The following is a 25,617-nucleotide window of genomic DNA, read 5'->3' as shown; positions in this document are numbered from 1 at the left end:
CGCGGTCAAGTAGGGTATTGGATCTAGCTGGTCGCGGGGGAGGCCCAGATGGCTCGCGCAGTGCTGCCGGAGGATTCCGTCAAGGAAGTCTCCGAATTGATCGATGTCATGATCTCTCTTCTCTTTGAGTCCTTACCCCGGCGGGACCAGCGAAACTGGGCCCGAGTTTATCTGAACGGCCTCGTGCGGACCAACGGGAAGAAAACAATCCGTAACATCGCCGGAACCGGAGCGAGTTCCGTCGAGCAGAGCCTGCAGCAGTTCATCAGCAAGTCCCCCTGGGACTGGACGCCCGTACGGCGCTCCCTCGCCCAGCACCTCGAACGCACCGCACAGCGCCCCCTGGCCTGGGTGCTCCAGCCCATGGTCATCGAGAAGGCCGGCGACCGCTCGGTCGGCGTGGGCCGGCAGTTCGTCCCACAGCTCGGCCGCACCGCCAACTGCCAGCAGGCCAGCGGGATCTGGCTCGCCTCCAGCGAGGCCAGCTTCCCGGTCGAGTGGACTCTCACCCTTCCCGGACCCTGGACCAGTGAACTCCTGCGCCGCCGACGGGCCGGCATCCCCGACACCGCCCGCTCCCTCACCCCCGCCCAGGACGCCGTACACGCCGTCCAGCGGATGGCCGCCACCTGGCAACTCCAGCGCCGGCCCGTGGTGATGGAGGTCGCCAACTGTGACCTGCCGCAGAGCATCGACTCGTTCGCCCTCCAGGACATCCCCTTCGTCTTCAAGGTCGACGGCTCGCTGCCCGTCTCCTTCGGCGGTGCGGGCCGCCACAAACCCGGCCCGCACACCGCCCCCGCACGCGAACTCATCGACTCCCTGCGCTCCCAGCGCCGCGTCGTCGAATGGACCCGGCACGGCCGGGCCGAAGGGGCGGTGACCCTGCTGACCTCGGCCCCCGTCTTCGCCACCCCCTGCGAGGACCGCCCCGCGCCCGCCGCGCCCACCCCGCTGCTGCTGGTCGGAGCGTGGACCGAAGCGGCTCTGCTGCCCTCCGAGTTCTGGATCACCAACATCGGGGACCGGCCGCTCGCCCAGCTCTTCCTGCTCGCCAAACTCACCGACCGCGTCTCCCTGGACTTCACCGAGACCTGCGAACCGGTCGGCATCCGCGACTTCGAGGGCCGCTCCTTCCGCGGCTGGCACCACCACGCCACCCTGGCGAGCGTCGCCCACGCCGCACAACTCCTCGGCACACGCCCGCACGCCCACGACCGCTACCCGGGCCCCGCCCGCCCCGCCGCCCTCCCCCGGCCGGCCACCGCCCTGCCCGGCCCCGCCGCAGCCCGCCCGGCCACCCCGGCCGTGCTGCCGCCGCACCCCCACCTGCCCGGACAGGCCCCCCGCCGCGAATACATCCGCTGATGCTCGACATCGCCGAAGAGCTACGCGCGTGGTGCGCCGGGCGCCGGGAATTCGCCCTGGCCACCGTGGTCGCCGTCAGCGGCAGCGCACCCCGCGGCCCCGGCGCCTCCCTCGCCGTCGACGACCGGGGCACCGCGCTCGGCTCCATCTCCGGAGGCTGCGTGGAGTCCACCGTCCACGAGCTCTGCCTCGACGCGATCGTCTCCGGCCGCGGCGGCCTGCACCGCTTCGGCTACAGCGACGACGACGCCTTCGCCGTCGGCCTGACCTGCGGCGGCGTCCTCGACGTCCTGGTCACCCCGGTACGCGGCCGCGACCCGGTCCGGCCCGTCCTCGGCTCGGTCCTCGACGCCGCCGCCGACGGGCACCGGGCCGCGCTCGCCCGCGTGGTCTCCGGCCCGCCGCGCCAGCTCGGCCGGGCCATCGCCGTCCACGCCGACGGCTCCTACGAGGGCGGGCTCGCCGGCGGCCCCGCCCTCGACCGGGCCGCCGCCGGCCGGGCCCGCGCCCTGCTGCTGGCCGGTCGCACCGGCACCGCCGAGCTCGGCACTGCGGGCGGACTGTGCGGGGAGCCCCTCACACTGCTCGTCGAGTCCGCCGCCGAACCGCCCCGGCTGATCGTCTACGGGGCGATCGACTTCGCTGCCGCCCTCGCCCGGATCGGCGCCTTCCTGGGCCACCGGGTCACCGTGTGCGACGCCCGGCCCGTCTTCGCGACCCCGGCGCGCTTCCCCGACGCCGACGAGGTGGTCGTCGACTGGCCGCACCGGCACCTGGCCGCGCAGTGGGAGGCGGGCAGGCTGGACCCCCGTACCGCCGTCTGCGTACTCACCCACGACGCGAAGTTCGACGTACCCCTGCTGGAGCTGGCCCTGCGGCTGCCACTGGGCTACGTGGGCGCCATGGGATCACGCCGCACCCACGCCGAGCGCGAGAGACGGCTGCGCGGGGAAGGGGTGACGGACGCCGCCCTGGCCCGCCTGCGCTCACCCATCGGCCTCGACCTCGGCGGCGCCACCCCCGAGGAGACCGCCCTGGCCATCGCCGCCGAGTTCACGGCCTTCCGGCACGGCGGCTCGGCGCTCCCCCTCACCGGCGGCGCCGCCCCCGTCCACCGCCGCCCCGCACCCGCCACCCGCCCCGCCGCCGCGGCGGCCCTCAGCCGGCTCCGCCCCTGACGTGCTCAACGACGCGGTGGAACTCGGCGGTCGGGGAGAAGTCGACGTACTCCGTGTCGGCGAGCGCCACGGGGATGTGCCCCGGACCCCAGTAGAAGGCCTGCCCCTCCTCGTACACCTGCTCGCCGTCCCCGGTCCGCATCAGCAGCCGGCCCTTGAGGAGATAGCCCCAGTGCGGACACGGGCACATGTCTCCCGGGAGCCCCTTGAGCGCCTCCGTGAAATCGGTGCCCTGCGGGAGCCGGAAGAACCCGACGCTGAGGTCGCCGCCGATCTCCTGCACCCGCACCTCCAGCCCGCCGCCCTCCACCGCGACGGGTGCCTCGTCCCGCGTCGTTGCCGCCATGGATCCTCCACCGCTGCTCAGCCCGGACACCCGGGACCCGTCCGCCCCTTCCACTGTCACCCGGGCCGGTGCATCCTGCCCCTCGGGGCAGGGGCCCTTCCGCACCCCTGCGGGACCCCGAGGTCCCGTAGGAAACCACCACCCGAACCGGACCGCCTTGGACGTTCGGCCCGGACGGCATGAACCGCAGGTCGTGGGAGAATGAAGTACGTGCGTTTCCTCGGCTGCACCCTGTCGAGGCACCTCCGATTGACTGGGATGTTCAGCACGTGCGTTTCCTCAATGACCTGAAGCCGCCGTACGACCTGACGTACGACGATGTGTTCATGGTGCCGAGCCGCTCCGCGGTCGGTTCCCGCCAGGGCGTCGACCTCTCCTCGCCCGACGGGACCGGCACCACCATTCCCCTGGTCGTGGCGAACATGACCGCGATCGCCGGCCGCCGGATGGCCGAGACCGTCGCCCGCCGCGGCGGCATCGTGGTCATCCCCCAGGACATCCCCATCGAGGTCGTCACCGACGTCATCTCCTGGGTGAAGACCCGCCACCTCGTGCTCGACACCCCGATCACGCTGGCGCCCACCCAGACCGTCGCCGACGCACTGTCCCTGCTGCCCAAGCGCGCCCACGGCGCCGGCGTCGTCGTCGACGCCGAGGGCCGCCCGGTCGGCGTCGTCACCGAGCACGACCTGAGCGGCGTCGACCGCTTCACCCAGCTCTCCGAGGTCATGTCGAAGGAGCTGCTGCTCATCGACGCCGACATCGACCCCCGCGAGGCCTTCAACAAGCTCGACGCCGGCCACCGCAAGCTGGCCCCGGCCGTCGACAAGGACGGCAAGCTCGTCGGCATCCTCACCCGTAAGGGCGCCCTGCGCGCGACCCTCTACACCCCTGCCACCGACGCGAACGGCAAGCTGCGCATCGCGGCCGCCGTCGGCATCAACGGCGACTTCGTGGCCAAGGCCAAGCAGCTGCTCGACGCGGGCGTCGACACGCTCGTCATCGACACGGCGCACGGCCACCAGGAGTCGATGATCAACGCGATCAAGGCCGTCCGCGCCCTGGACCCGCAGGTCCCGATCGTGGCCGGCAACATCGTCGCCGCCCACGGCGTCAAGGACCTCGTCGACGCCGGCGCGGACATCATCAAGGTCGGCGTGGGCCCCGGCGCCATGTGCACCACCCGCATGATGACCGGCGTCGGCCGCCCGCAGTTCTCCGCGGTCCTGGAGTGCGCGGCCGAGGCCAAGAAGTACGGCAAGCACGTCTGGGCCGACGGCGGCGTCCGTCACCCGCGCGACGTGGCGATGGCGCTGGCCGCCGGCGCCTCCAACGTCATGATCGGCTCCTGGTTCGCCGGTACGTACGAGTCCCCCGGCGACCTCCAGCAGTCCGCCGAGGGCCGCCTCTACAAGGAGTCCTTCGGCATGGCCTCCGCCCGCGCGGTGCAGAACCGCACGAGCGAGGAGTCGGCGTACGACCGGGCCCGCAAGGGCCTCTTCGAGGAGGGCATCTCCACCTCGCGCATGTTCCTCGACCCGGCCCGCCCGGGCGTCGAGGACCTGATCGACTCCATCATCGCGGGCGTCCGCTCCTCCTGCACCTACGCCGGTGCCGGCTCCCTCGCGGAGTTCGAGGAGAAGGCCGTGGTCGGCATCCAGTCCGCCGCCGGCTACGCCGAGGGCAAGCCGCTGCACGCCAGCTGGAGCTAGCCTCCCGCCCGGGACCCGGTCCCGGGCGGCCCGTGGCCCCCGGCCCGTCCACACGGACGGACCGGGGGCCACGGGCGTTCACGTCCGGGGCGGCGCCACCGGCCCCGACGGCGAACTGTGCACGCCCGCCCGGTACTTGGGGATCCGCACGGTCACCTTCATGCCGGCGCCCACCCCCGTCTCCATCACCGGGCCGTACGCGTCCCCGTACACCTGCCGGATCCGCTCGTCGACATTGGGCAGCCCCACCCCCGACGAGGAGGCCCCGCGCTCCCCGGCCAGGATCCGGCGCAGCAGGGCCGGATCCATCCCGACCCCGTTGTCCTCGACGGTGATCACCGCGTCCGGGCCCGCGTCCTGCGCCGTGATCGTGATCCGGCACTCCTCGGTGGAGTCCTCCAGCCCGTGCTTGACGGCGTTCTCCACCAGCGGCTGCAGACACAGGAACGGCAGCGCCACCGGCAGCACCTCCGGCGCCACCTGCAACGTCACCTTCAGCCGGTCACCGAACCGGGCCCCGGCCAGCGCCAGGTACTGCTGGATGGAACGCAACTCCTCGGCGAGCGTGGTGAAGTCCCCGTGCCGCCGGAAGGAGTACCGCGTGAAGTCCGCGAACTCCAGCAGCAGTTCCCGCGCCCGCTCCGGATCGGTCCGCACGAACGAGGCGATCGCGGCCAGCGAGTTGAAGATGAAGTGCGGGGAGATCTGCGCCCGCAGCGCCTTGATCTCCGCCTCCATCAGCCGGGTCCGCGAACGGTCCAGCTCCGACAGCTCCAGCTGCACCGACACCCACCGCGCCACCTCCGTCGCCGCCCGCACCAGCACCGCCGACTCCCGCGACCCGTACGCCACCAGCGCGCCCAGCACCCCGTCCTCGCCGGTCAGCGGCGCGAACACCGCCCACTTCAGCGGACAGCCGGGCCGCTGGCAGTCGGTCCGCACGCTCTGGCTGCGCTCCGACTCCAGCATCACCGCCACCCGGGCCATCGCCCGCCGCTGATGGTGGTCGGCGCCGGGGCCGTCCCACGCCAGCACCGCCTCCCGGTCCGTCAGGCACAGCGCCTCCGTCCCCAGCAGCGACCGCAGCCGCCGGGCGGCCTTGCGGGCCGCGTCCTCGGTCAGCCCCGCTCGCAGCGGGGGAGCCGCCAGCGAAGCCGTGTGCAGCGTGTGGAACGTGGCCCGCTCCACCGGGGTCCCCAGGTCCAGGCCCGCCAGACGTTCCCCGCGGCGCGCGTGCCAGCGTCCCGCCGCCCATCCGAGGCCCAGCATCACGGCCGCAGCCACCACCGCCAGCACGGCCGGCAGGGCCTGCCCCGCCCCGGTCACCGCCCGCCCCCCGCCCGGTCCCCGGCCACGACCTCCGGCAGGTGCAGCCGGGCCAGCGTGGCCGCCGTCCCCGCCGGGATCCGGGCCCGCGTGGCCAGCGACACCACCACCATCGTCAGGAACCCCAGCGGCACCGACCACGCCGCCGGCCAGGCCAGCATCGTGTGCGTCCAGCCCGACGGAGCCAGCCCGGCCCGCGTCGCCAGCACCGCCCCCAGCGCCGCGCCACCGCCGGTGACCAGCCCGGCCACCGCACCCGGCGGGGTCAGCCCGCGCCACCAGATCCCCAGCACCAGCAGCGGGCAGAACGACGAGGCCGACACGGCGAACGCCAGCCCCACCGCATCCGCCACCGGCACCTCCGTGACCGCCACGCTCCCGCCCAGCGGCACCAGGATCGCAACCAGCGCCGCGGAGCGGAAACTACGCACCCCGCCCCTCGGCAGCACGTCCTGGTGCAGCACCCCGGCCACCGCCATGGTCAGCCCCGACGCCGTCGACAGGAACGCCGCGAAGGCACCCCCGGCCAGCAGCGCCCCCAGCAACTCGCCCAGCAGCCCGCCCAGCATTCGCTCCGGCAGCACCAGCACCGCCGCGTCCGCGTCACCCGTCAGCGCCAGCTCGGGGGCGTAGATCCGGCCCAGCGCCCCGTACACCGGCGGCAGCAGGTAGAAGACGCCGACCAGCCCCAGCACCACCAGCGTCGTCCGCCGCGCCGCCCGCCCGTTGGGGCTGGTGTAGAACCGCACCGCGACGTGCGGCAGCCCCATCGTCCCGAGGAACGTGGCCAGGATCAGCCCGTAGGTGGCGTACAGCCGGTACTCCCGCAGCTCCCCGGACGGCGGCTCCGACCACGTGCCCGCCCCCGCACCCCGCTCCTCCCGGGCATCCGGCACCGGCGTGTCCGGGGCGAACTCCAGCCGCGCACGGGCCCGTACGGAATGCTCACCGGCGGCCAGCACCAGCGGCTCCGACACGAGACTGCGCCCGTTGACCTGCCCGGTCACCGTCACCGCGAGCGGCTCCTTCACCGACAGCCGCACGTCCTGCGCGAGCGTCACCGACGTACGCTCCCGGAAGACCGCCGGGGCGTCGAAGGTGGCCCGCGGCGCCCCGTCCCCCGCCCACGCGGCGATCAGGAAGAACGCCGGGACCAGCAGCGCCGTGAGCTTGAGCCAGTACTGGAAGGCCTGCACGAAGGTGATGCTGCGCATCCCCCCGGCGGCCACCGCGACGCTCACCACACAGGCGACGACCAGCCCGCCGACCCAGTGCGGAGCACCGGTGAGGATCTCCAGGGTCAGCCCGGCCCCCTGCAACTGCGGCAGCAGGTACAGCCAGCCGACCCCGACGACGAACAGCACCGCGATCCGGCGCACCGCCCGGGACTCCAGCCGCGCCTCCGCGAAGTCGGGCAGCGTGTACGCGCCGGAACGCCGCAGCGGAGCCGCCACCAGCACCAGCAGCACCACGTACCCGGCGGTGTAGCCCACCGGGTACCAGAGCATCCCCGGCCCCTGGAGCAGCACCAGCCCGGCCACCCCGAGGAAGGACGCCGCGGAGAGGTACTCCCCGCTGATGGCCGCCGCGTTCAGCCGCGGCCCCACCGTGCGCGAGGCCACGTAGAAGTCGGAGGTGGTCCGGGATATCCGCAGGCCCAGGGCGCCGAGCAGCAGCGTGACCAGGACGACGACGGCGACCGCGGTCAGCGCGTACGTCTGGTTCACCGGGGCGGTCCTTCAGCCGGGGGGCGGGGTGACCGGAGTCTACGCACGCCCCCCGACCGGGCGACAGGCACGATTCGGACCCCGCGGGCCCACCCGCGCTCAGACGGCCGGGTCGCGGTGCTCGGCGCAGTCGCGCAGGGCGATCTCCAGCTCCACGTAAGACTCCTCCGCCCGCCGGAAGGCCAGTGTCAGCGCCGCCTCCGCGCGCGGCGGGACCTGATCTCGGACGCCCTCGCCGGCCTCGTACAGGATGTCCGCCCAGCGGGCGGCCGCGCTGCGCAGCAGGGCGAGCAGCACCTCGGCCTCGGCGGGCCCCGCCGGCCGCCTCCGCGGCAGCCCGCTCAGGGCGTCGACCAGCGCCTGGACCTCGGACATCTCGCTCCTCCCGCGCCGGGAAGATCCACGATACGCAGCGGCGACGGCATCGGCGGCCCGTTCCCGCCACCGGTGCGGCAGGCGGCTCCCGCGGATCGCCGTACGCCCCTCCCGGTGCGGTGAACGGCACCCGCACGCGCCCGGCGGCGACCGGTTTCAGACGGTCGCGTGCCGCATCAACAGGTCGCGCAGCTCCCGCGAGTGCCTGCGGCTGACCTGGAGTTCGGCCGCCCCCACCCGGACCGTCGTGGTGCCCGAGTCCAGCCGGAGCTCGTCGATCCGGGCCAGCGCCACCAGATGACGGCGGTGGATCCGCACGAACCCGCGCGCCCCCCACCGCTCCTCCAGCGTGGACAGCGGGATCCGCACCAGATGGCTGCCCTCGTCGGTGTGCAGGCGGGCGTAGTCGCCCTGCGCCTCGACGTAGGCGATGTCGGCGATCGCCACGAAGCGGGTGACACCGCCCAGCTCGACCGCGATCTGCTCCGGTCCCCGGTCGGCGACGGCGGCTTCCGGGGCAGGGCGGCGCGCCGCGACCACGGCCGGCGGGCCCGCCGGCGCCGCGGCGGTTGCCACCGGCACCTCCTCGGCCCGGCCCAGCTGCGCGCAGGCCCGCCGCACGGCCTCCGCCAGCCGCTCCGGGCGCACCGGCTTGAGCACGTAGTCCACGGCCTTCAGGTCAAAGGCCTGTACGGCGAAACCCTCGTGGGCGGTGACGAACACGATCAGCGGCGGCCGCGCGAACCCGGCCAGCAGCCGGGCGATGTCCAGCCCGGTCAGGCCGGCCATGTGGATGTCGAGGAACACCACGTCGATGCCGTCGGGCCCGTCCGGACCGGACTCCAGCGCCCGAGTGACGCGGCGCAGCGCCTCGGTGGCGTCCGAGGCGCCCTCCGCGCTGCGCACCCGGGGGTCCGAGCGCAGCAGGTAGAGGAGTTCCTCCAGGAGCGGCTTCTCGTCGTCGACAGCGAGCACTCGCAGCATGGCGCCGAGTCTAAGGGCTGTCCGGCGGATCAAGGCCGGGCCCGGGTCGTCCGCCGGACACCCCCGGGGGCATCCCTTCGGGCAGGAACGGATGCGCGGCCCCTGCCCGGGGGGAGGTGGGGCAGAGGCCGCGCGGACCGTGGTGGGGGGTCGGGGGACCGGACCGGCTACTGGACGGTGATCAGCTTGCCGTCGGGGGAGACGGCGTACCAGGTGCCGCCCACGCCCTGCCCGTTGGTGTCACCGGGCTTCTTGTCGCCCGAGAAGGTGTAGACCGGCCAGCAGTCGACGGTCTGCTGCTTCTTGCCGTCCGGGCGGTCCAGGACGAGGTAGTTCTTCTCCGTGATGCCCTTGGCGTTGGCCTTGTCCACGGGGGGCACGACCGGCCACTTGGCCACGCAGTCGCCCACGCAGTTGGAGACCATCGGCCACGCGGAGTCCTTCTTGAAGCGGTAGACGGTCATTCCCGCGCCGTCGACGATGTGTTCGCCGAGCTTGGGGTCCTTCGCCACGGACAGCCCGTCCGCCGCCTGCGCCGGGGCGGCCTCGCCGGGGGCGGCAGAGGCGGCGGGCGCCGGAGCGGCCTCGGCCGGGGCGCCCTTGGCCGCCTTCTTGCCGTCCGGGCCGAACGCGAACCACACCCCGCCGACGCCCTGCCCCTTCAAGTCGCCCGGCTTGGCGTCCTTGTTGAAGCGGTACGCGGGCCAACCCGCCACCGTCAGCTGCTTCGTACCGTCGCTGCGCACCACCTCGCCGAGCAGCGAGGGGTCCATCCCCGCGGCGGCGGTGACGTCACCGGCCGCGACCACGGGCCAGGTCTTCGCGCAGTCCCCCTCGCAGTTCGACTTCGGCGGCTTCGCGGTGTCCTTGTCGAAGCGGTAGAGCGTCAGGCCCGCGCTGTCGGTGAGGACGGGGCCGAGCTGCTCGGTGGTGGACGCCGCGAGCTGCCCGCCGGGCTGGTTGCCCGGACCGCCCGCCGCCGCCGGGGCGGCTGCGTCGGCGGCGGCTCCGGCGGGCTGGGTCGTGTCCGAGGCCTTGTAGTCCGACGGGCCGCAGGCGCTGGCCGCCAGGACGACGGCGACGGCGGCCGCGGCGAAGGTGGTTGCGCGCTTCATGCCCATGTTGATCTCTCCCACATCGTGTCTGTCGTACCGCCGCCCCCAGCGGCGGCAACTGTGCACAGGACACGCCCCGTCGGACGGGATCTGTTCACCGCGTCCGGTGTGGGCTGTTTCACTCACCCCCCGTCGAACCCGGCGCGCCGCAGGGCCGTGGCCACAGCGAGGCCGAGCACCTGGTGTCCGGAGTCGTTGGGGTGCAACCCGTCCGCGAGGTGCTCGGGTCCGAGCAGGTCGCGGCCCGGGAGGACGGCGAGCCGGTCGTCGCCGGCGGCGATCCGGTCCCGGGTGGCGCGCTCCATCGCGTCGCGCAGGGCGCCCAGGGTGGCGCCGAGCTTGTTCGGGGTGCGTTCGGCGTCGGGCCGCAGGACGGGGGAGACCAGCAGCAGGGGGGTGCGCGGGTGCCCCTGCCGGACCAGTTCGAGGAAGGCGCGCGTGGTCTCGTACAGCAGCGGTACCGAGTAGGGCACCCGGGACCAGCAGTTGGTGCCGAAAGCGAGGGTGAGGACGTCCGCGGGCAGGCCCGCGAGCTGTTCGGCGGTGGCCAGTTCGCCGCGCGCGGCGCCCGCGTAGCCGAGGTTGACGGTGTCCAGGCCGAGGGCCCGGCCGGCGACGGCGGGCCAGCCGTGGGCGGGGCGCGTGGACCACCAGCCCTCGGTGATGGAGTCGCCGTGCACCACCCAGCGCGGCGCGGGCGGCGCGGGGGAGAGGGCGCCGCCGATCCCGCGCAGGCCGAGGACGAGCGGGGACTGGTTCTCGGGCGGGTGGATGGTGAAGGGGCCGTCGCCGGCCCCGAGTCCGATGCGTACGACGGCCTCCGCGGCCGGTTCGGTGAACACCTCGCTGACCACCCCGTGGCGGTCCCACAGGGCGAAGCCGTGCGCGAGGTCGCGCAGGGCGTCCGTCGGGCCGGGAACCGTGGCCCGGTAGCGGATCTCGACGGCCCGCGCGGTCTCGGTGGTGAACTCCAGCCGGACCCCGATGGGCAGGGTGGCCCGCTCGCCGGTGTCCCAGGGCAGCCGCATGGTGTCCACCGGGTCGGCGCGCACCGGCCGGCCCCTGTCCAGCCAGGCGACCCCGCGCAGGAAGGGCCGCGGATCCTGCCAGGCGTCCTGCTCCGCTCCCCGGCCCGCTCCCCGCCGCGTGCCCGGAACCCCGCCCCGTCCCGCGTCCTGCCACGGTCCGGGTCTGCCCTCGTCGTGCACGGGTGCGCTCATCCTCGGCCTCCGATCGTCGGACACGGGAGCTCCGCGCGGCCCCCGCCGTCCACCCGGGCGCCTGCCCCGTCACCCCGGTGCCACCGCGTTCACCCGTACCCCGCTCGGACCCGGTTTCCACCGCCGAGGGGTGCACCGGCTGTCGCGGCGCGCGCCCGGACGGAGGACGGCACGCTGCGGCACACCTGACGCAGTGTCAAGAAACGGGGTTCTCGGCGGCTACGCAGCGATCGATCATCGGCACGCAACAAACGACTGTCAGTGACCGATCCGCGCAACGATCGTGCGCCAATGTGCAAGGATGGTCCATTACGGGCGGTATCACTCAGCTCGTAGGCTCACTCGCTGTACGTGGAGTGGCGCGGATCGCCTGCTCGGCGGTCCCCCATGCCAGGCCCTTCCCCCATCGGGCCCTGTCCTGCTCCGGACCGTCGCGGTCGACGCCTCATCCCCGACCTCTCCGATCCGCAGTGACAAGGAGTCCCCTCGTGCTCGACCACGGCCAGGCGCCACCGCTCGCTTCCGAGCCCCGCAGGCCCGCCAACCCGCTGCTCCGCCGCAAGCCGGTCGAGCAGCTGGTCGCCGAAGGCGGCCAGGGTGAGGGCGGCGCGCTGAAGCGTTCGCTCACCATGTGGCAGCTGACCATGATCAGCATCGGCGCGACCCTGGGCACCGGCATCTTCGTCGTCCTCGGCGAGGCCACCCCGGTCGCCGGCCCGGCCGTCTTCATCGCGTTCATCGTCGCGGGCCTGACCGCGCTGTTCTCGGCGCTCTCCTACGCCGAGCTCGCGGGCTCGATCCCGGTCGCGGGCTCCTCGTACTCCTACGCCTACGCCACCATGGGCGAGCTCATAGCCTGGGTCTGCGGCTGGTGCCTGGTCCTGGAGTACGGCGTCTCGGTCGCGGCGGTCGCCGTCGGCTGGGGCCAGTACCTCAACGAGCTGCTCGACGGCACGCTCGGCATCACGATCCCCGAGGGCTTCTCCGCCCCGCTGGGCGAGGGCGGCTACATCAACCTCCCCGCCCTCGTCGTGGTGCTCCTGTGCATGGTCTTCCTGCTCCGCGGAGCCCGGGAGAGCGCCCGCATCAACACGATCATGGTCGCCGTCAAGATCGTGACGCTGGCGCTGTTCATCGTCATCGGCTTCATGGGCATCAAGGCCGGCAACTACACCCCGCTGGCCCCGCTCGGCGTCACCGCCATCGGCACCGCGGCCTCCATGCTCTTCTTCTCGTACATCGGCTTCGACGCGGCCTCCACCGCCGGTGAGGAAGCCAAGAACCCGAAGAAGGACCTGCCCCGCGCGATCATGCTCTCGCTGCTGATCGTCACCGCGATCTACTGCCTCGTCGCCCTGGTCGCCGTCGGCGCCATGCCCTGGCAGGAGTTCGAGGGCAGCGAGGCCGCCCTGGCCCAGATCATGGAGAACGTCACCGGCCACTCCTTCTGGAGCGTCATCCTGGCCGCCGGCGCGGTCGTCGCCATCGCCAGCGTCGTCTTCGCCGTGCTGTACGGCCAGACCCGCATCCTCTTCGCCATGTCGCGCGACGGCCTGATGCCCAAGTCCTTCGCCAAGGTCGACGAGAAGACCGGCACCCCGAAGGTCAACACGATCATCGTCTGCCTCTTCTGCGGACTGCTCGCCGCGTTCATCCCGCTGGGTGAGCTCGCCAACGCCACCAGCATCGGCACGCTCTTCGCCTTCGGCCTGGTCAACGTGGCCGTCGTCATCCTGCGCTACACCCGCCCCGACATGAACCGCACCTTCAAGGTCGCCCTCTTCCCGGTGACCCCGATCCTGGGCTTCGTCCTCTGCGCGGTTCTCATGACCGAGCTGCCGCTGGCCACCTGGTTGGTGTTCGGTGGCTGGATGGCGGTCGGGCTCGTGATCTACTTCTTCTACGGCATGCGCCGCTCCAGCCTGGCCACTGTGGCCGATGTGGCCGCTCCGGCCGCGGAGGTCGCTGAACAGAAGTGATTCACCGCCCGTGCGACTGAACGATCTCGACGAACGCATCGTGCACGCCCTCGCCGAGGACGCCCGCCGCTCCTACGCGGACATCGGCTCCGAGGTCGGGCTCTCCGCGCCCGCCGTCAAACGGCGCGTGGACCGGCTGCGCGCCGAAGGCGCCATCACCGGCTTCACCGTCCGCGTCGACCCGGCCGCCATGGGCTGGGAGACCGAGGGCTTCATCGAGATCTACTGTCGCCACAACACCTCGCCGGACGACATCCGGCGCGGACTGGAGCGGTACCCCGAGGTGGTGTCCGCGTCGACCGTCACCGGCGACGCGGACGCCCTCGTCCAGATCTTCGCCTCCGACATGCGCCACTTCGAGCGGGTCCTGGAGCGCATCGCGGGCGAGCCCTTCGTCGAACGCACGAAGTCCGTCCTCGTCCTGTCCCCGCTCCTGCGCCGCTTCACCTCGGGCGCCCCCGCGTAGGCCGTCCCCCCGCGGGTCCGGGGCCGCCGGTTGCGGAAAACGCCCCCCGGGCCGCGTCAGGCGTGCTGGGGCGCCTCGTCCTTCAGCATGCCGCGCAGCGAGTTCCGGAACTCCGCAGTGTCATCGTGGCCGTGAACGGCCGCGGCGTGCTGGGCGGCCGCCGCGACGACCTCTTCCTCCTCGCCCGAGATCGCGAGGGTGCAGTTCATCTCGCTGGGGTAGTCCCTGCAGTCCATGACCTTGCGCATGAGGTGCCTCCCGGGACGGGTGTCCGCCGGCGCCGACGCCGACGGTGCACCTCCCACGATCCTCTTCGCCGCGACCCGGCGAAAGCCGGGCGGGCGCGCGTACCGCTCGGCGCGGCGCACCCGGGACCGGAAGCCCGCTCCGCGCCCCACCGGAACGAGCTGTCCACCCTCGTCGCCCGGATCACAGCGGCCGGCCGGGCCCCGGTGTACGGTCGCCCCAGCACCGGCGGGCAGCCTCCGCACGACGCCCCACCAGGGGCTTCGCGATTCCCCGGGCACCCCGGGCCCCCAGCGGAACGACGTCGCCGAACGCGTGACGCAACGAATCGCCGCCCCGACCTCGTAACGCGCAACGAATCGCACACCAGCGCGCAACATCGGCGCCTTGTTGCGCCGGGAGGGCGAAACGTACCGTCTATAGGACCGCACCCACCCCTCCTGCCACAGAGGTTCGCCCATGCCCCCGCTGCGCACCGCCCTCCTCCAGAGCTCCGGAGTCCTCGGCGATGTCGCCGAGAACCTCAAGGCGCTCGACGAGGCCGCCGAGCGCGCCGCACAGGCGGGGTCCGGGCTGCTGGTCACCTCCGAGATGTTCCTGACCGGCTACGCGCTCGACCTCGACGCCGTCCCCGGACTGGCCGAGACCCGCGACGGAGACTCCGCCCGGGCCGTCGGCGAGATCGCCCGGCGCCACGGACTCGCCGTCCTCTACGGCTACCCCGAGCGCGACGGCGAGACGGTCTACAACTCCGCCCAGCTCATCGGCCCCGACGGCGCCTCCCTCGCGAACTACCGCAAGACCCACCTCTTCGGCTGCTTCGAGCAGGACGCCTTCACCCCCGGCGACACCCCCGTCGTCCAGGCCGAACTCGGCGGCCTCCGCATCGGCATCATGATCTGCTACGACGTGGAGTTCCCCGAGAACGTCCGCGCCCACGCGCTCGCGGGCACCGACCTCCTCCTGGTGCCGACCGCCCAGATGCACCCCTTCCAGTTCGTCGCCGAGCACCTCGTCCCCGTCCGGGCCTTCGAGAACCAGATGTACATCGCGTACGTCAACCGCACCGGCCCCGAGGGCGAGTTCGAGTTCGTCGGCCTCAGCTGCCTGGCGAGCCCCGACGGCACCACCCGCACCCGCGCCGGCCGCGGCGAGGAAATGGTGCTCGGCGAGGTCGACCCCGAGCTGCTCAGCGCCTCGCGCGAGAACAACCCCTACCTGCGCGACCGCCGGCCCGGGCTCTACGCCTCGCTCGTCTGACCCGCACCAGCACCCCTCCCGCCCCCACCGCTCCACCCCCCCCGAGCCCTGCCCGCAAGGAGTCGTACCCCATGACGTCCACGGTGCCCACCACCGCCGTCCCGCACAGCGACGGACAGCCGCCGATCACCATGTTCGGTCCGGACTTCCCGTACGCCTACGACGACTTCCTCGCCCACCCGGCGGGCCTCGGCCAGATACCCGCGACCGAGTTCGGCACCGAGGTCGCCGTCATCGGCGGCGGACTCTCCGGCATCATCTCCGCCTACGAGCTCATGAAGATGGGCCTCAAGCCCGTCGTCTACGAGGCCGACCAGATCGGCGGCCGCCTGCGCACCGTCGGCTTCGAGGGCGCCGAGACCGAGGGCCTCACCGCCGAGATGGGCGCCATGCGCTTCCCGCCCTCCTCCACGGCCCTGCAGCACTACATCGACCTCGTCGGCCTGGTCACCGAGCCCTTCCCGAACCCGCTCGCCGAGGCCACCCCCTCCACGGTCGTCGACCTCAAGGGCGAGAGCCACTACGCCGAGACCATCGCGGACCTCCCGCAGATCTACCGCGACGTCGCCGAGGCCTGGAACGCCTGCCTCGACGAGGGCGCCGACTTCTCCGACATGAACACCGCGATGCGCGAGCGGGACGTCCCGCGCATCCGCGAGATCTGGGCCAAGCTCGTCGAGAAGCTCGACGACGAGACCTTCTACGGCTTCCTCTGCAAGTCGGAGGCCTTCAAGTCCTTCCGCAAGCGCGAGATCTTCGGCCAGGTCGGCTTCGGCACCGGCGGCTGGGACACCGACTTCCCGAACTCCATCCTGGAGATCCTGCGCGTCGTCTACACCGAGGCCGACGACCACCACCGCGGCATCGTCGGCGGTTCCCAGCAGCTGCCGCTGCGCCTGTGGGAGCGCGAGCCCGAGAAGATCGTCCACTGGGCCCAGGGCACCTCCCTGTCCACCCTCCACGACGGCGCCCCGCGCCCCGCCGTGACCCGCCTGCACCGCACCGCCGGCAACCGCATCACCGTCACCGACTCCTCCGGCGACATCCGCACGTACCGCGCCGCGATCTTCACGGCGCAGTCCTGGATGCTCCTCTCGAAGATCGAGTGCGACGACACGCTGTTCCCGATCGACCACTGGACGGCGATCGAGCGCACCCACTACATGGAGTCGTCCAAGCTGTTCGTCCCCGTCGACCGGCCGTTCTGGCTGGACAAGGACGAGGAGACCGGCCGCGACGTCATGTCGATGACGCTGACCGACCGCATGACCCGCGGCACCTACCTGCTCGACAACGGCCCGGACAAGCCCGCCGTCATCTGCCTCTCGTACACCTGGTGCGACGACAGCCTCAAGTGGCTGCCGCTGTCCGCGAACGAGCGGATGGAGGTCATGCTGAAGTCCCTCGGCGAGATCTACCCCAAGGTCGACATCCGCCGCCACATCATCGGCAACCCGGTCACCGTCTCCTGGGAGGACGAGCCCTACTTCATGGGCGCGTTCAAGGCCAACCTCCCCGGCCACTACCGCTACCAGCGCCGCCTGTTCACCCACTTCATGCAGGACCGCCTCCCCGAGGACAAGCGCGGCATCTTCCTCGCGGGCGACGACATCTCCTGGACGGCCGGCTGGGCCGAGGGCGCGGTCCAGACCGCCCTCAACGCCGTCTGGGGCGTCATGCACCACCTCGGCGGTTCCACCGACTCCACCAACCCCGGCCCGGGCGACGTCTACGACGAGATCGCCCCGGTCGAACTCCCGGAGGACTGATCCTCCCGGCCCCCGGATCAGGGGCCTCCAGATCACGGGCCGCCGCCCCGCGCCGTCAGCACGCGGGACGGCGGCCCGTTCTCATGCCCGCATCCACGGATCCCGGGCGTCCGGCACGTTCAGCACTGCCACAGCAGCGCCGCCCGTCCGCATCCGCCGCACACGTGGGCGTAGGCCTGCCCCGAGCCGAAGTTCATGGCCGTGACCGGGTCCGGCCCCTCCGCCAGGCCCGCCGCGAACCCCATCGGCCGGGCGCACGCAGGGCAGTCGGGGGTCTCGTCGTACTGGAGCCAGTCGGGCTCGCCGCCGAGCGAGCCCAGCACGGCCCGCCCCTCGGACGCGGCAACCGACGGCAGGGATACCGAGGGCAGGGCAACCGAGGGCAGGGCCGCCGCGGGCACGGCCGCCCGTACCGCGCCCAGCCCCAGCACCTCCGGAGCCGCCCCGCGCGGCGCCGGTACGGGCACCAGCCCCTCGGCGGGCAGCAGCAGGGCCAGGTTCCCGCCCGCGGAGGGACTCCACTGCTCGCATTCTCCGGGGCGGTTCGCGCACATGAACAGGGCCAGCACACCCGCGTCGAGCACGATCTGGGCGAGGAACTGCAGCGGGCCCGCGCATGCGCGGCACTCGGGCCAGAGCATTGCGGCGGGGCCCAGCGGGACGCCCCCGGTCCGGCTGACCGGGGCGTCCGGGGCGACCGGACCGCCGTCGAGGAGAAGTGTCGTCATGGCCGGAATCTATCGCCAGGCCCTGACAGCGGCCCCGGGTCGGCGCGTACGGCGTCTCGGCCCCGCGTCAGCCCCTCGGGGTCAGCAGGCAGCGGCCGACCAGCCCCACGCCCGCGTCCAGGGAGTCGGTGAACTCCTCGGCCAGGTCCGGCGCCCGGCGCAGCGTCCACAGCAGCCGGGCCGCCGACCAGGCTCCCGCGCGGGCGCGCTCCAGGCTCCACGAGCCGACCAGGTGGGTCAGCGGATCGGCGATCTCCAGCAGGTCCGGGCCCGGCATCAGGTCCTCCCGGATGTGCTCCTCCAGCGAGACCAGCGTGTCGCCGACCCGGTCGAAGTCCGCCTCCAGGGCCCGCGGTTCGCAGTCCAGCTCACCGCAGGTGGCGACCACCGCGAGCGCCAGGTCGTGACCGATGTGCGCGTTGATCCCGGCCAGCGCGTGCTGCAGCGGCCGGATCCCGGGATGGCGGCGGTACTGCAGCAGCGGGCGCCAGCAGGCCGGGGCCCGGTCCGCCTCCACCGCCGTCAGGTACCGCTCCGCGAACCGCACGCTGAGGATCGCCGCCCGCCGGGGCGCGGGGAAACCTCCCTGGGCCATCCGATGGTGCAGGGTCTCCGTCACCGTCAGGTAGACCCGGTTGAAGACGGCGACACCGTCCTGCGGCGGGAGCCGCTCCTCCAGGGCGCGCATCCGCGCCAGCACCGCTTCCATGGGAGGCAGAGTCGCAGGCGCCGGCGCGGATCCGGGGAACTTGGCCGTACGCTTCCCCGGTTCGGACGAAACCCCGTCAACGGGGCTTGTCCTCCGCCTCCCCGCCGTCGTCGTAGGCGGACGTGCCCGCGTCGAGCAGGGGCTCCTGAGGCTTCAAGTGCGCGGGGGCGAAGCGCCGCAGCGCGTGGTAGCCGCCGATCACCACGATCGTGCCCAGCGCGATGCCGCCCAGCTCGAAGCTGTCGGTGATCTGCAGCTTCACGCCGCCGACACCGATGATGATGCCGGCCGCGGCCGGCACCAGGTTCAGCGGATTGCGCAGGTCCACCCTGCCGTTGATCCAGATCTGGGCGCCGAGCAGGCCGATCATGCCGTAGAGGATGACGGTGATGCCGCCCAGGACGCCGCCCGGGATCGCGGCGACGACCGCGCCGAACTTGGGGCACAGGCCGAAGAGCAGTGCGAAACCCGCCGCCGCCCAGTAGGCCGCCGTGGAGTAGACGCGCGTGGCCGCCATGACGCCGATGTTCTCGGAGTACGTGGTGTTGGGCGGGCCGCCGACCGCCGTGGACAGCATCGACGCGGCGCCGTCCGCCGCGATGGCCGTGCCCAGCTCGTCGTCGAGGGGGTCGCCGGTCATCTCGCCGACGGCCTTGATGTGCCCGGCGTTCTCGGCGATCAGCGCGATCACCACGGGCAGGGCGACCATGATCGCCGACCACTCGAAGGACGGCCCGTGGAAGGACGGCAGCCCGCCCCAGTCGGCCTTCGCGACCGCGGAGAGGTCCAGGCGCCAGTGGTCCACGGCCGCCTCGCCGCCCACCGTCGAGTGGATCTTCCCGAACAGCAGGTCGGAGAGCCAGGAGATCGCGTACCCGAAGACCAGCCCCAGGAAGATCGCGATGCGTGACCAGAAACCGCGCAGGCAGACCACGGCGAACCCGGTGAACAGCATGGTCAGCAGCGCCGTCCACTGGTCCTGCGGCCAGTACGTCGACGCCGTCACCGGCGCCAGGTTGAAGCCGATCAGCATCACCACCGCGCCCGTCACGATCGGCGGCATCGCCGTGTGGATGATGCGGGCGCCGAAGCGCCGCACCGCGAGACCGGCCAGGAACAGTGCCGCGCCGACGACGAACACGGCACCCGTGACGACCGCGCTGTCCCCGCCCGCCGCCCGGATCGCCGCCGCGACACCGACGAAGGACAGCGAGCAGCCCAGGTACGAGGGCACCCGGCCGCGTGTCGCGAGCAGGAAGATCACCGTCGCGATGCCGGACATCATGATGGCCAGGTTCGGATCCAGGCCCATCAGGACCGGGGCGACGAAACTCGCCCCGAACATCGCCACGACGTGCTGGGCGCCCAGCCCGGCGGTCCGCGGCCACGACAGCCGCTCCTCCGGCCGGACCACCGCGCCGGGGGCGGGAGTCCGCCCGTCACCGTGCAGGGTCCAGCCCACGCCGAGGCCCATGTTCCACTCCTCTTTCCCGGTCTTTCCGGCCATCCGGACGAGCGCGGCCGCGGCCGCGCCCACATCGAGGCCGCAGCGCACGGAGTGCTGCTGCGGCCAGTCGACATATTACGGCCGGATATCGGCAGGTTCGTCCCGGTCCGAGGGGCCGGCCTTCCCGGTGAACCCGCCCCCGGACTGCCCGACCGGGGACTTCGGGCGCAGCACCGCTGCACCCACCACCAGCGCGAACGCCAGCACGGTCACCAGCCCGAACGACACCACCAGCGAGGTCGCGTCGGCCACGGCGCCGATCGCCGACGGTGCGATCAGCCCCGAGGTGTAGGTGATCGTCGCGACACCGGCGATCGCCTGCGCCGGAGCCGGGCCGCTGCGGCCCGCCGCGGCGAAGGCCAGCGGGACCACCACCGCGATGCCGAGGCCGATCATCCCGAAGCCGGCCAGCGCCCCGGCCGGGTGCTGGACGCCGACCACGAGCAGACCGCCCACGGTCGCCAGGACGCCGCCCGCGCGGACCGTGCGCACCGGCCCGAAGCGGTCCACCACCCGGTCGCCGACGAGCCGGGCCACGGCCATGGTCAGCGCGAAGGCCGTGGTGGAGGCGGCCGCCAGGCCCGCGTCCGTGTGCAGGACGTCCCGCAGGTAGACCGCCGACCAGTCCAGGCTCGCACCCTCGGCGAACACCGCGCAGAACCCGATCGCGCCGATCAGCAGCGCGGACCTGGGCGGCAGCGCGAAGTGCGGCGGCGCCTCCGTCTCCTCGTCGCTGCGCAGGTCCAGCACGCCCTGCACGGCGACCAGCCCGCCCGCGGTCAGGACGAGCGCGGCGACCAGGTGGTGCAGCCGGGCGTCGGTCCCGGTGTGCGCGGCGACCGTACCGGCGGCGGACCCCAGCAGCGCGCCCACGCTCCACATGCCGTGCAGGGAGGACATGATCGAGCGGCCCAGCCGGTTCTCGGTCTCCACGCCCAGCGCGTTCATCGCCACGTCCGACATGCCCGCGGTGGCCCCGTAGACGAGGAGGGCGAGGCACAGGGCGGGCAGGTTCGGGGCGAGGCTCGGCAGGATCAGCGAGAGGGTCCACATGGCCAGCAGCCCCCGCAGCGCGGCCCGCGCGCCGAAGCGGTGGTTGATCCGCCCGGCCAGCGGCATCGCCAGCGCGGCGCCCAGGGCGGGGAAGGCGAGCGCGAGCCCCAGGGTGCCCGCGCTGAGCTGGGCGTGGTCCTGGATCCAGGGGATGCGCGTGGCGAAGGAGCCGGTGACGGCGCCGTGGGCGCAGAAGACGGCGGCGATGGCGAAACGGGCATGGCGCAGGCGCGCCGGGCTGAGGTCGGAGTCCCCGGTCATGACGCATAAACTATCAGGGACCCTGCCTGATAGATGATGGTCCCGACTCCCTAGGATGGGCGCCGTGACTCCAGCGACCGCACCGGTACCGTCCCCCGCCTCACCCAGCACGGCCCGGGCCATCAACGACCGCCTCGCCCTGCAACTCCTCCAGGACTCCGGACCGCTGACGGCCACCCAGCTGAAAACCCTGACCGGCCTCTCCCGCCCCTCCGTCGCCGACCTCGTCGACCGGCTCACCGAAGCCGGCCTGATCGAAGTCGTCGGCGAATCCGGCGAACAGCGCCGCGGCCCCAACGCCAAGCTCTACGGGATCGTCGCCAGCCGCGCCCACCTGGCCGCACTCGACGTCCGCACCGACCGGGTCACCGCCGTCGTCACCGACCTGCTCGGCCACCCCCTCGCCGAAGCCGCCCTCCCCGTCGGCGCACCCGAGGACGCGGTCGCGGCCCTGCTGCGCACCGCCCACGAGGCCGGCGCCGCCGAACTGCACACCGTCGTCGTCGGCGCCCCCGGCCTGGTCACTCCCGCCACCGGCGAACTCCGCGACACCCTCGGCCTCCCCGCCTGGCACCGCGACCTGGTCACCGCCCTCCAACGGACCCTGCCCGCCGTCGTGGTCGTCGAGAACGAGACCAACCTGGCCGCCCTCGCCGAGCAGCGCCTCGGCGTCGCCCGCGACCTGGACTCCTTCGTCCTGCTGTGGCTCGGCGCCGGCGTGGGCGCGGCGGTCGTCCTGGACGGCCGGCTGCGCCGCGGCGCCTCCGGCGGCGCGGGCGAGATCGGCTTCCTCCCGGTGCCGGGCACCGGCGGACTGCCCTCGGCCGCCGACTGCGCGGGCGGGTTCCACGCTCTGGCCGGCCGGGACGCCGTGACCGCGCTGGCGCGCGAACACGGCTTCACGGGCCCCGCCGAGCAGGCCGTCGCGGGCGCCGCGGGCGAGCCCTTCCTCGAAGCCCTCGCCGAACGCCTCGCCCTGGGCGCCGCGGCCGCCGCGGCCCTCCTCGACCCCGGATGCGTAGTCCTGGCCGGAGAACTCGGCCGCGCCGGCGGCCCCGCCCTGGCCGCCCGCGTCTCCCACCGGCTGGCGAAACTGACCCCCGTCCCCACGGAGATCCGCGCCACCACCCTGGGCGACCCGGCAGTCCTGTCGGGTGCCCGCCTGGCCGCCCGCGAAGCGGCCCAGGGCGCCCTCTTCGGGGGGTAACCCCACCCGGCGTGCGGGCGGTAGCGGGATCGTACGGCCCGGCCGCGCCCGGAAGGATCGGCCTCGGCGTCCACCGCCGAAAATGCCGACGATCACAGGGGAGCTGGCTCATGGGGAAGCAGGCACGGAAGAAGCTGCGGCCGGTCGCGGCGGTCACGGCCGTCGCAGTCATGGCCCTGAGCGCCCTGAGTGTCCGGGCGCCGTCCGTCGCGGCCGCGACGGGACCGGACACCGTCCAGCAGAACCTGAACCGGCTCGTGCGCTCCGACGGCCTGCCCGCCGCGCTGGCGAGCGTCACGGAACGCGCCGGCCGGACCCGTACGTACGTCGCAGGGGTCGGCGACCTGGCCACCGGATCGAAGGTGCCCAGGGACGGGCAGGTGCGCATCGGCAGCAACACCAAGACCTTCACCGCCGTTGTCGTACTCCAACTGGTCGGCGAGGGCAGGGTCGGCCTGGACGCCGCCGTCGACACCTACCTCCCCGGCCTCGTCCGCGGGGAGGACATCGACGGACGCCACATCACCGTCCGCCAGCTGCTGCAACACACGAGCGGACTTCCCAACTACACCGAGCACGACGACCTCCAGCCCCGGCCGTATCACCCCCGCGACCTCCTCGACATCGCTCTCCGGCACAAGGCCGACTTCGCCCCCGGGGCCAAATGGGCCTACAGCAACACGAATTACGTCCTGGCCGGCCTGATCGCCGAAAAGGTCACCGGCCGGCCCCTCGCCCAGGAGATCGACCGGCGCATCATCCAGCGCCTCGGGCTGCGCCACACCTATTTCCCCGCCCCCGGGGACGTGACCATCCGTGAGCCGCACCCCCACGGTTACCACCGGGAATCAGCGAACGGGCCGCTGCGCGACATCACGGAAATGGACCCCTCCTGGAGCTGGGCGGCCGGCCAGCTGATCTCCACCAACTCGGACCTCAACCGCTTCTTCTCCGAGCTCCTACGGGGCCGCCTCCTCCCGGACGCCCAGCTCGCCCAGATGCGCACCACCGTCCCCGCCGACTACTTCGGCCGCGGCGCGGGCTACGGACTGGGGCTCGTGAGCAGGCCCCTGTCGTGCGGCGGCGTCTACTGGGGCCACGGCGGCAGCTTCCCCGGATACGAGACCCGGGGCGGAGCCACGGAGCACGGCCGCCGTGCCGCCCACATCGCGGTGACCACCCAGCCGACCGACAAGACGGTGATGGAACGCGTCGACGCCACAGTGGACGAAGCCCTCTGCCCGTGACCGTCAGCGCGGCATGCGCCGCCCCAGTTCCCACGCCCTCGCGCGCATCCCCGCACCCCACGCTCCCCCCTCCGCAGGAGCGGACAGCCCCGTCACGCCGGAGGCCTGCACGTTTTCGAAGCGGGTCTCCGGGGTGGCCCCGTGCTGCCCCCAGTCCACCCGGATGCCGGCGCGCTCCGCGAGCACCACCACCGTGGCGGTGAACCCTTCGGAGAGCGCGAGCATGACGGCGTGGCTGGTCCTCCGGTGCCGCGCCAACAGGGCATTGACGAAGACCTCGAAGACGGCGGGGTCGATCTGGCACTCGTCGTTCTCCATCGGCCCGATGCCGGAAGGGAGTTCCATCTCCGCCTCGAAGGCGGCCACTTGGCGCTGAAACATCCGCGAGGCGCCGTTGGACGGGTTCCACAGGGTCTCGTCGCCCACGTCGAAGTACTGGCTCACCACGCCACCTCTCAGTTGATCACGACGCGTCAGGGTACGGGGTGGGGTGGTGGCGGAGGCGGGGGCGGTGGCGGGGGCGGGGGTTGCGGGAGGTGGGGAGCCGCTCGGGCGGGGGTCGGGGAGGCGCGGGGGCTCCGGGAGGTCGGGAGCCGCTCGGGCGGGGGACGGGGAGGCGTGGGGGCTTCGGGAGGTCGGGAGCGGCTCGGGCGGGGGTCGGGGAGGCGCGGGGGCTCCGGGATGGTCGGGAGCCGCTCGGGCGGTGTCAGGGATGTGCTGGGGGTTTCCCGTCAGTCCCATCGTCTCTCCGTGTCGGGCCGGCCCGTCAAGGGCGCTCGTTCCTCGCGTCGCTTCGCGATGTCGCTGCGCTCCACCCTTGACCGACCGTCCCGCCACGGAAATACGAGGACAGCCGGGAAACCCCCAAAGGAACGGGCCGGGACCAGATTTCAGGACGGGGCGTCGGATGCGTCCGGGCGGAGCCCGGTGCGCCCCAAATCGCTACGCGCTCCCGCCGGACGGCGCCTGCGAGCCCCCTGGGCTGGGCATAAGCCGCCACCAATCGCTACACGCTCCTGCGAGACGGCGTCAGCGAGCCATTTGGGCTGGTCATAAGCCGCCACTAATCGCTGCGCGCTCCTCGATCACGCGTCTGCGATCCGTCTTGGGCTGGTCACGGGCCGCAGAAACTTTCCTCCACTCTTCACGGACGGCGTCCGGCCCCCTGTGTGGGGTGGAAAAGCGTCAGATGACGGCTGGAGCGATGCCAATCCAGGTCTGGGTGAGTGCGCGCCTCAAAGAGCCGCCAATTCACCCCAATTGTCCCCATCTGTACCGGCGGCTGGGATCTCATGGTGGTCTTGATGGGGGTTGGGTTCGGCTGAGTCGATGGATCGCCCTTCCGCCCCTCGATATCGCCCCCGTCAGCCCTATATGAGGGCCGGACGCGGTCGGTGGGGAGCGCGTAGCGATCGGTGGCGGCCTATGCCCAGCCCACGGGGCTCGCGGACGCCGTCCGGCAGGAGCGCGTAGCGATCGATGGCGGCCTATGCCCAGCCCACGGGGCTCGCGGACGCCGTCTCGCCGGAGCGTGTAGCGATTGGTGGCGGCCTATGTCCGGCCCGAGGGGCTCGCGGACGCCGTCCGGCAGGAGCGCGTAGCGATCGGTGGCGGCTTATGTCCGGCCCGAGGGGCTCGGGGACGCCGTCGTCGAGGAGCGCGTAGCGATTGGACGCGCACCGGGCTCTGCCCGCGCATCGCTGGCCGCCCCGTCTCTTGCTCGATCCCCGGCCCGTTCTTTTGGGGGTTTCCCGGCTGTCCTCGTATTTCCGTGGCGGGACGGTCGGTCAAGGGTGGAGCGCAGCGACATCGCGAAGCGACGCGACGAAGGAGC

The 25,617-nt window shown here is 72.9% G+C and carries 22 protein-coding genes; 9 read left to right on the top strand and 13 right to left on the bottom strand.

The features are described 5' to 3' along the window. The first annotated feature begins 48 nt into the window (after positions 1-48). Together ACZ3X1_RS20815 and ACZ3X1_RS20810 are read left to right on the top strand one after the other, a co-directional pair. A complete protein-coding gene (locus ACZ3X1_RS20815) occupies positions 49-1,368 on the top strand; it encodes an IS701 family transposase (RefSeq protein ID WP_467280588.1) in 1,320 nt (439 codons plus the stop codon). Next, positions 1,368-2,546: an XdhC family protein gene (locus ACZ3X1_RS20810; protein WP_467280587.1), complete on the top strand. Its 1,179-nt coding sequence runs from the start codon at positions 1,368-1,370 to the stop codon at positions 2,544-2,546. Before ACZ3X1_RS20815 ends, ACZ3X1_RS20810 begins: the two co-directional genes overlap by 1 nt. Here ACZ3X1_RS20810 and ACZ3X1_RS20805 read toward each other — a convergent pair. Then, positions 2,527-2,892, bottom strand: coding sequence for a cupin domain-containing protein (locus tag ACZ3X1_RS20805; RefSeq protein ID WP_362635783.1), 366 nt, complete (start codon positions 2,890-2,892; stop codon positions 2,527-2,529). The genes ACZ3X1_RS20810 and ACZ3X1_RS20805 overlap by 20 nt on opposite strands. A 248-nt stretch (positions 2,893-3,140) precedes the next feature. On the opposite strand from ACZ3X1_RS20805, the gene ACZ3X1_RS20800 reads away from it, so the two are divergent. Beyond that, positions 3,141-4,604, top strand: a complete 1,464-nt coding sequence (locus ACZ3X1_RS20800; protein WP_356812773.1) for a GuaB1 family IMP dehydrogenase-related protein — start codon at positions 3,141-3,143, stop codon at positions 4,602-4,604. Positions 4,605-4,682: 78 nt separating this feature from the next. On the opposite strand, the gene ACZ3X1_RS20795 is transcribed toward ACZ3X1_RS20800, so the two are convergent. The 6 genes from ACZ3X1_RS20795 to ACZ3X1_RS20770 all read right to left on the bottom strand — a co-directional run bounded on the left by ACZ3X1_RS20795 (position 4,683) and on the right by ACZ3X1_RS20770 (position 11,351). Further along, positions 4,683-5,930, bottom strand: coding sequence for a sensor histidine kinase (locus ACZ3X1_RS20795; protein ID WP_467280586.1), 1,248 nt, complete (start codon positions 5,928-5,930; stop codon positions 4,683-4,685). Continuing rightward, a complete protein-coding gene (locus ACZ3X1_RS20790) occupies positions 5,927-7,657 on the bottom strand; it encodes a sodium/solute symporter (protein WP_467280585.1) in 1,731 nt (576 codons plus the stop codon). The genes ACZ3X1_RS20795 and ACZ3X1_RS20790 overlap by 4 nt, the downstream gene beginning before the upstream one ends. Before the next feature lie 99 nt (positions 7,658-7,756). Beyond that, positions 7,757-8,032, bottom strand: a complete 276-nt coding sequence (locus tag ACZ3X1_RS20785) for a hypothetical protein (RefSeq protein WP_356812759.1) — start codon at positions 8,030-8,032, stop codon at positions 7,757-7,759. 156 nt (positions 8,033-8,188) lie between these two features. Then, positions 8,189-9,016, bottom strand: coding sequence for a LytR/AlgR family response regulator transcription factor (locus ACZ3X1_RS20780; RefSeq protein WP_390077961.1), 828 nt, complete (start codon positions 9,014-9,016; stop codon positions 8,189-8,191). Between the two features lie 167 nt (positions 9,017-9,183). Continuing rightward, positions 9,184-10,137, bottom strand: coding sequence for an SCO0930 family lipoprotein (locus ACZ3X1_RS20775; RefSeq protein ID WP_356812761.1), 954 nt, complete (start codon positions 10,135-10,137; stop codon positions 9,184-9,186). A gap of 116 nt (positions 10,138-10,253) precedes the next feature. Next, entirely contained in the window at positions 10,254-11,351 is a 1,098-nt protein-coding gene (locus ACZ3X1_RS20770; RefSeq protein WP_467280584.1) for a GDSL-type esterase/lipase family protein, read from the bottom strand. 488 nt (positions 11,352-11,839) lie between these two features. On the opposite strand from ACZ3X1_RS20770, the gene ACZ3X1_RS20765 reads away from it, so the two are divergent. After that, positions 11,840-13,330 carry an amino acid permease gene (locus tag ACZ3X1_RS20765; RefSeq protein WP_356812763.1) on the top strand — a complete coding sequence of 497 codons (1,491 nt, stop codon included), beginning with the start codon at positions 11,840-11,842 and terminating at the stop codon, positions 13,328-13,330. A 10-nt stretch (positions 13,331-13,340) separates the two neighbouring features. Further along, positions 13,341-13,796: an Lrp/AsnC family transcriptional regulator gene (locus ACZ3X1_RS20760; protein ID WP_030027017.1), complete on the top strand. Its 456-nt coding sequence runs from the start codon at positions 13,341-13,343 to the stop codon at positions 13,794-13,796. Positions 13,797-13,852: 56 nt separating this feature from the next. On the opposite strand, the gene ACZ3X1_RS20755 is transcribed toward ACZ3X1_RS20760, so the two are convergent. Continuing rightward, positions 13,853-14,044: a DUF1059 domain-containing protein gene (locus ACZ3X1_RS20755; protein WP_362635801.1), complete on the bottom strand. Its 192-nt coding sequence runs from the start codon at positions 14,042-14,044 to the stop codon at positions 13,853-13,855. A 457-nt stretch (positions 14,045-14,501) separates the two neighbouring features. On the opposite strand from ACZ3X1_RS20755, the gene ACZ3X1_RS20750 reads away from it, so the two are divergent. Then, entirely contained in the window at positions 14,502-15,302 is an 801-nt protein-coding gene (locus ACZ3X1_RS20750) for a carbon-nitrogen hydrolase family protein (protein ID WP_467280583.1), read from the top strand. Between the two features lie 71 nt (positions 15,303-15,373). Continuing rightward, positions 15,374-17,071: a flavin monoamine oxidase family protein gene (locus ACZ3X1_RS20745; protein WP_356812766.1), complete on the top strand. Its 1,698-nt coding sequence runs from the start codon at positions 15,374-15,376 to the stop codon at positions 17,069-17,071. A gap of 119 nt (positions 17,072-17,190) precedes the next feature. Here the strand turns inward: ACZ3X1_RS20745 and ACZ3X1_RS20740 are convergent, their stop codons facing one another. The 4 genes from ACZ3X1_RS20740 to ACZ3X1_RS20725 form a co-directional block, all read right to left on the bottom strand. After that, positions 17,191-17,799, bottom strand: coding sequence for a hypothetical protein (locus tag ACZ3X1_RS20740; RefSeq protein WP_467280581.1), 609 nt, complete (start codon positions 17,797-17,799; stop codon positions 17,191-17,193). Positions 17,800-17,866: 67 nt separating this feature from the next. Next, entirely contained in the window at positions 17,867-18,508 is a 642-nt protein-coding gene (locus ACZ3X1_RS20735) for a DUF5995 family protein (RefSeq protein ID WP_356812768.1), read from the bottom strand. A gap of 76 nt (positions 18,509-18,584) precedes the next feature. Further along, a complete protein-coding gene (locus ACZ3X1_RS20730) occupies positions 18,585-19,982 on the bottom strand; it encodes a uracil-xanthine permease family protein (RefSeq protein ID WP_467280736.1) in 1,398 nt (465 codons plus the stop codon). A 108-nt stretch (positions 19,983-20,090) separates the two neighbouring features. After that, complete coding sequence (locus ACZ3X1_RS20725) at positions 20,091-21,329, bottom strand: MFS transporter (RefSeq protein ID WP_467280580.1); 1,239 nt, start codon at positions 21,327-21,329, stop codon at positions 20,091-20,093. Positions 21,330-21,384: 55 nt separating this feature from the next. Here ACZ3X1_RS20725 and ACZ3X1_RS20720 point away from each other — a divergent pair, with 55 nt between their 5' ends. Beyond that, the gene (locus tag ACZ3X1_RS20720; RefSeq protein ID WP_467280579.1) at positions 21,385-22,536 is read left to right on the top strand and encodes an ROK family transcriptional regulator; all 1,152 of its coding nucleotides are present in this window, start codon (positions 21,385-21,387) and stop codon (positions 22,534-22,536) included. A 110-nt stretch (positions 22,537-22,646) separates the two neighbouring features. Then, complete coding sequence (locus ACZ3X1_RS20715) at positions 22,647-23,783, top strand: serine hydrolase domain-containing protein (RefSeq protein ID WP_467280577.1); 1,137 nt, start codon at positions 22,647-22,649, stop codon at positions 23,781-23,783. A 3-nt stretch (positions 23,784-23,786) separates the two neighbouring features. Here ACZ3X1_RS20715 and ACZ3X1_RS20710 read toward each other — a convergent pair whose 3' ends face one another. Next, positions 23,787-24,227, bottom strand: coding sequence for a DUF6086 family protein (locus ACZ3X1_RS20710; protein ID WP_467280576.1), 441 nt, complete (start codon positions 24,225-24,227; stop codon positions 23,787-23,789). Positions 24,228-25,617 lie beyond the last annotated feature (1,390 nt).

This window comes from Streptomyces sp. NPDC023541, assembly GCF_055559995.1.
The sequence above is the reverse complement of the archived record's forward strand: the minus strand, read 5'-3'. Positions and strand labels throughout refer to the sequence as shown.

Excerpts from the sequence above, each read along its gene's own strand:
- ACZ3X1_RS20815 (WP_467280588.1), top strand. The coding sequence starts at position 49 with ATGGCTCGCGCAGTGCTGCCGGAGGATTCCGTCAAGGAAGTCTCCGAA.
- ACZ3X1_RS20810 (WP_467280587.1), top strand. The coding sequence starts at position 1,368 with ATGCTCGACATCGCCGAAGAGCTACGCGCGTGGTGCGCCGGGCGCCGG.
- ACZ3X1_RS20805 (WP_362635783.1), bottom strand. The coding sequence starts at position 2,892 with ATGGCGGCAACGACGCGGGACGAGGCACCCGTCGCGGTGGAGGGCGGC.
- ACZ3X1_RS20785 (WP_356812759.1), bottom strand. The coding sequence starts at position 8,032 with ATGTCCGAGGTCCAGGCGCTGGTCGACGCCCTGAGCGGGCTGCCGCGG.
- ACZ3X1_RS20780 (WP_390077961.1), bottom strand. The coding sequence starts at position 9,016 with ATGCTGCGAGTGCTCGCTGTCGACGACGAGAAGCCGCTCCTGGAGGAA.
- ACZ3X1_RS20775 (WP_356812761.1), bottom strand. The coding sequence starts at position 10,137 with ATGGGCATGAAGCGCGCAACCACCTTCGCCGCGGCCGCCGTCGCCGTC.
- ACZ3X1_RS20770 (WP_467280584.1), bottom strand. The coding sequence starts at position 11,351 with ATGAGCGCACCCGTGCACGACGAGGGCAGACCCGGACCGTGGCAGGAC.
- ACZ3X1_RS20755 (WP_362635801.1), bottom strand. The coding sequence starts at position 14,044 with ATGCGCAAGGTCATGGACTGCAGGGACTACCCCAGCGAGATGAACTGC.
- ACZ3X1_RS20750 (WP_467280583.1), top strand. The coding sequence starts at position 14,502 with ATGCCCCCGCTGCGCACCGCCCTCCTCCAGAGCTCCGGAGTCCTCGGC.
- ACZ3X1_RS20745 (WP_356812766.1), top strand. The coding sequence starts at position 15,374 with ATGACGTCCACGGTGCCCACCACCGCCGTCCCGCACAGCGACGGACAG.
- ACZ3X1_RS20740 (WP_467280581.1), bottom strand. The coding sequence starts at position 17,799 with ATGACGACACTTCTCCTCGACGGCGGTCCGGTCGCCCCGGACGCCCCG.
- ACZ3X1_RS20735 (WP_356812768.1), bottom strand. The coding sequence starts at position 18,508 with ATGGAAGCGGTGCTGGCGCGGATGCGCGCCCTGGAGGAGCGGCTCCCG.
- ACZ3X1_RS20730 (WP_467280736.1), bottom strand. The coding sequence starts at position 19,982 with ATGGGCCTCGGCGTGGGCTGGACCCTGCACGGTGACGGGCGGACTCCC.
- ACZ3X1_RS20725 (WP_467280580.1), bottom strand. The coding sequence starts at position 21,329 with ATGACCGGGGACTCCGACCTCAGCCCGGCGCGCCTGCGCCATGCCCGT.
- ACZ3X1_RS20720 (WP_467280579.1), top strand. The coding sequence starts at position 21,385 with ATGGGCGCCGTGACTCCAGCGACCGCACCGGTACCGTCCCCCGCCTCA.
- ACZ3X1_RS20715 (WP_467280577.1), top strand. The coding sequence starts at position 22,647 with ATGGGGAAGCAGGCACGGAAGAAGCTGCGGCCGGTCGCGGCGGTCACG.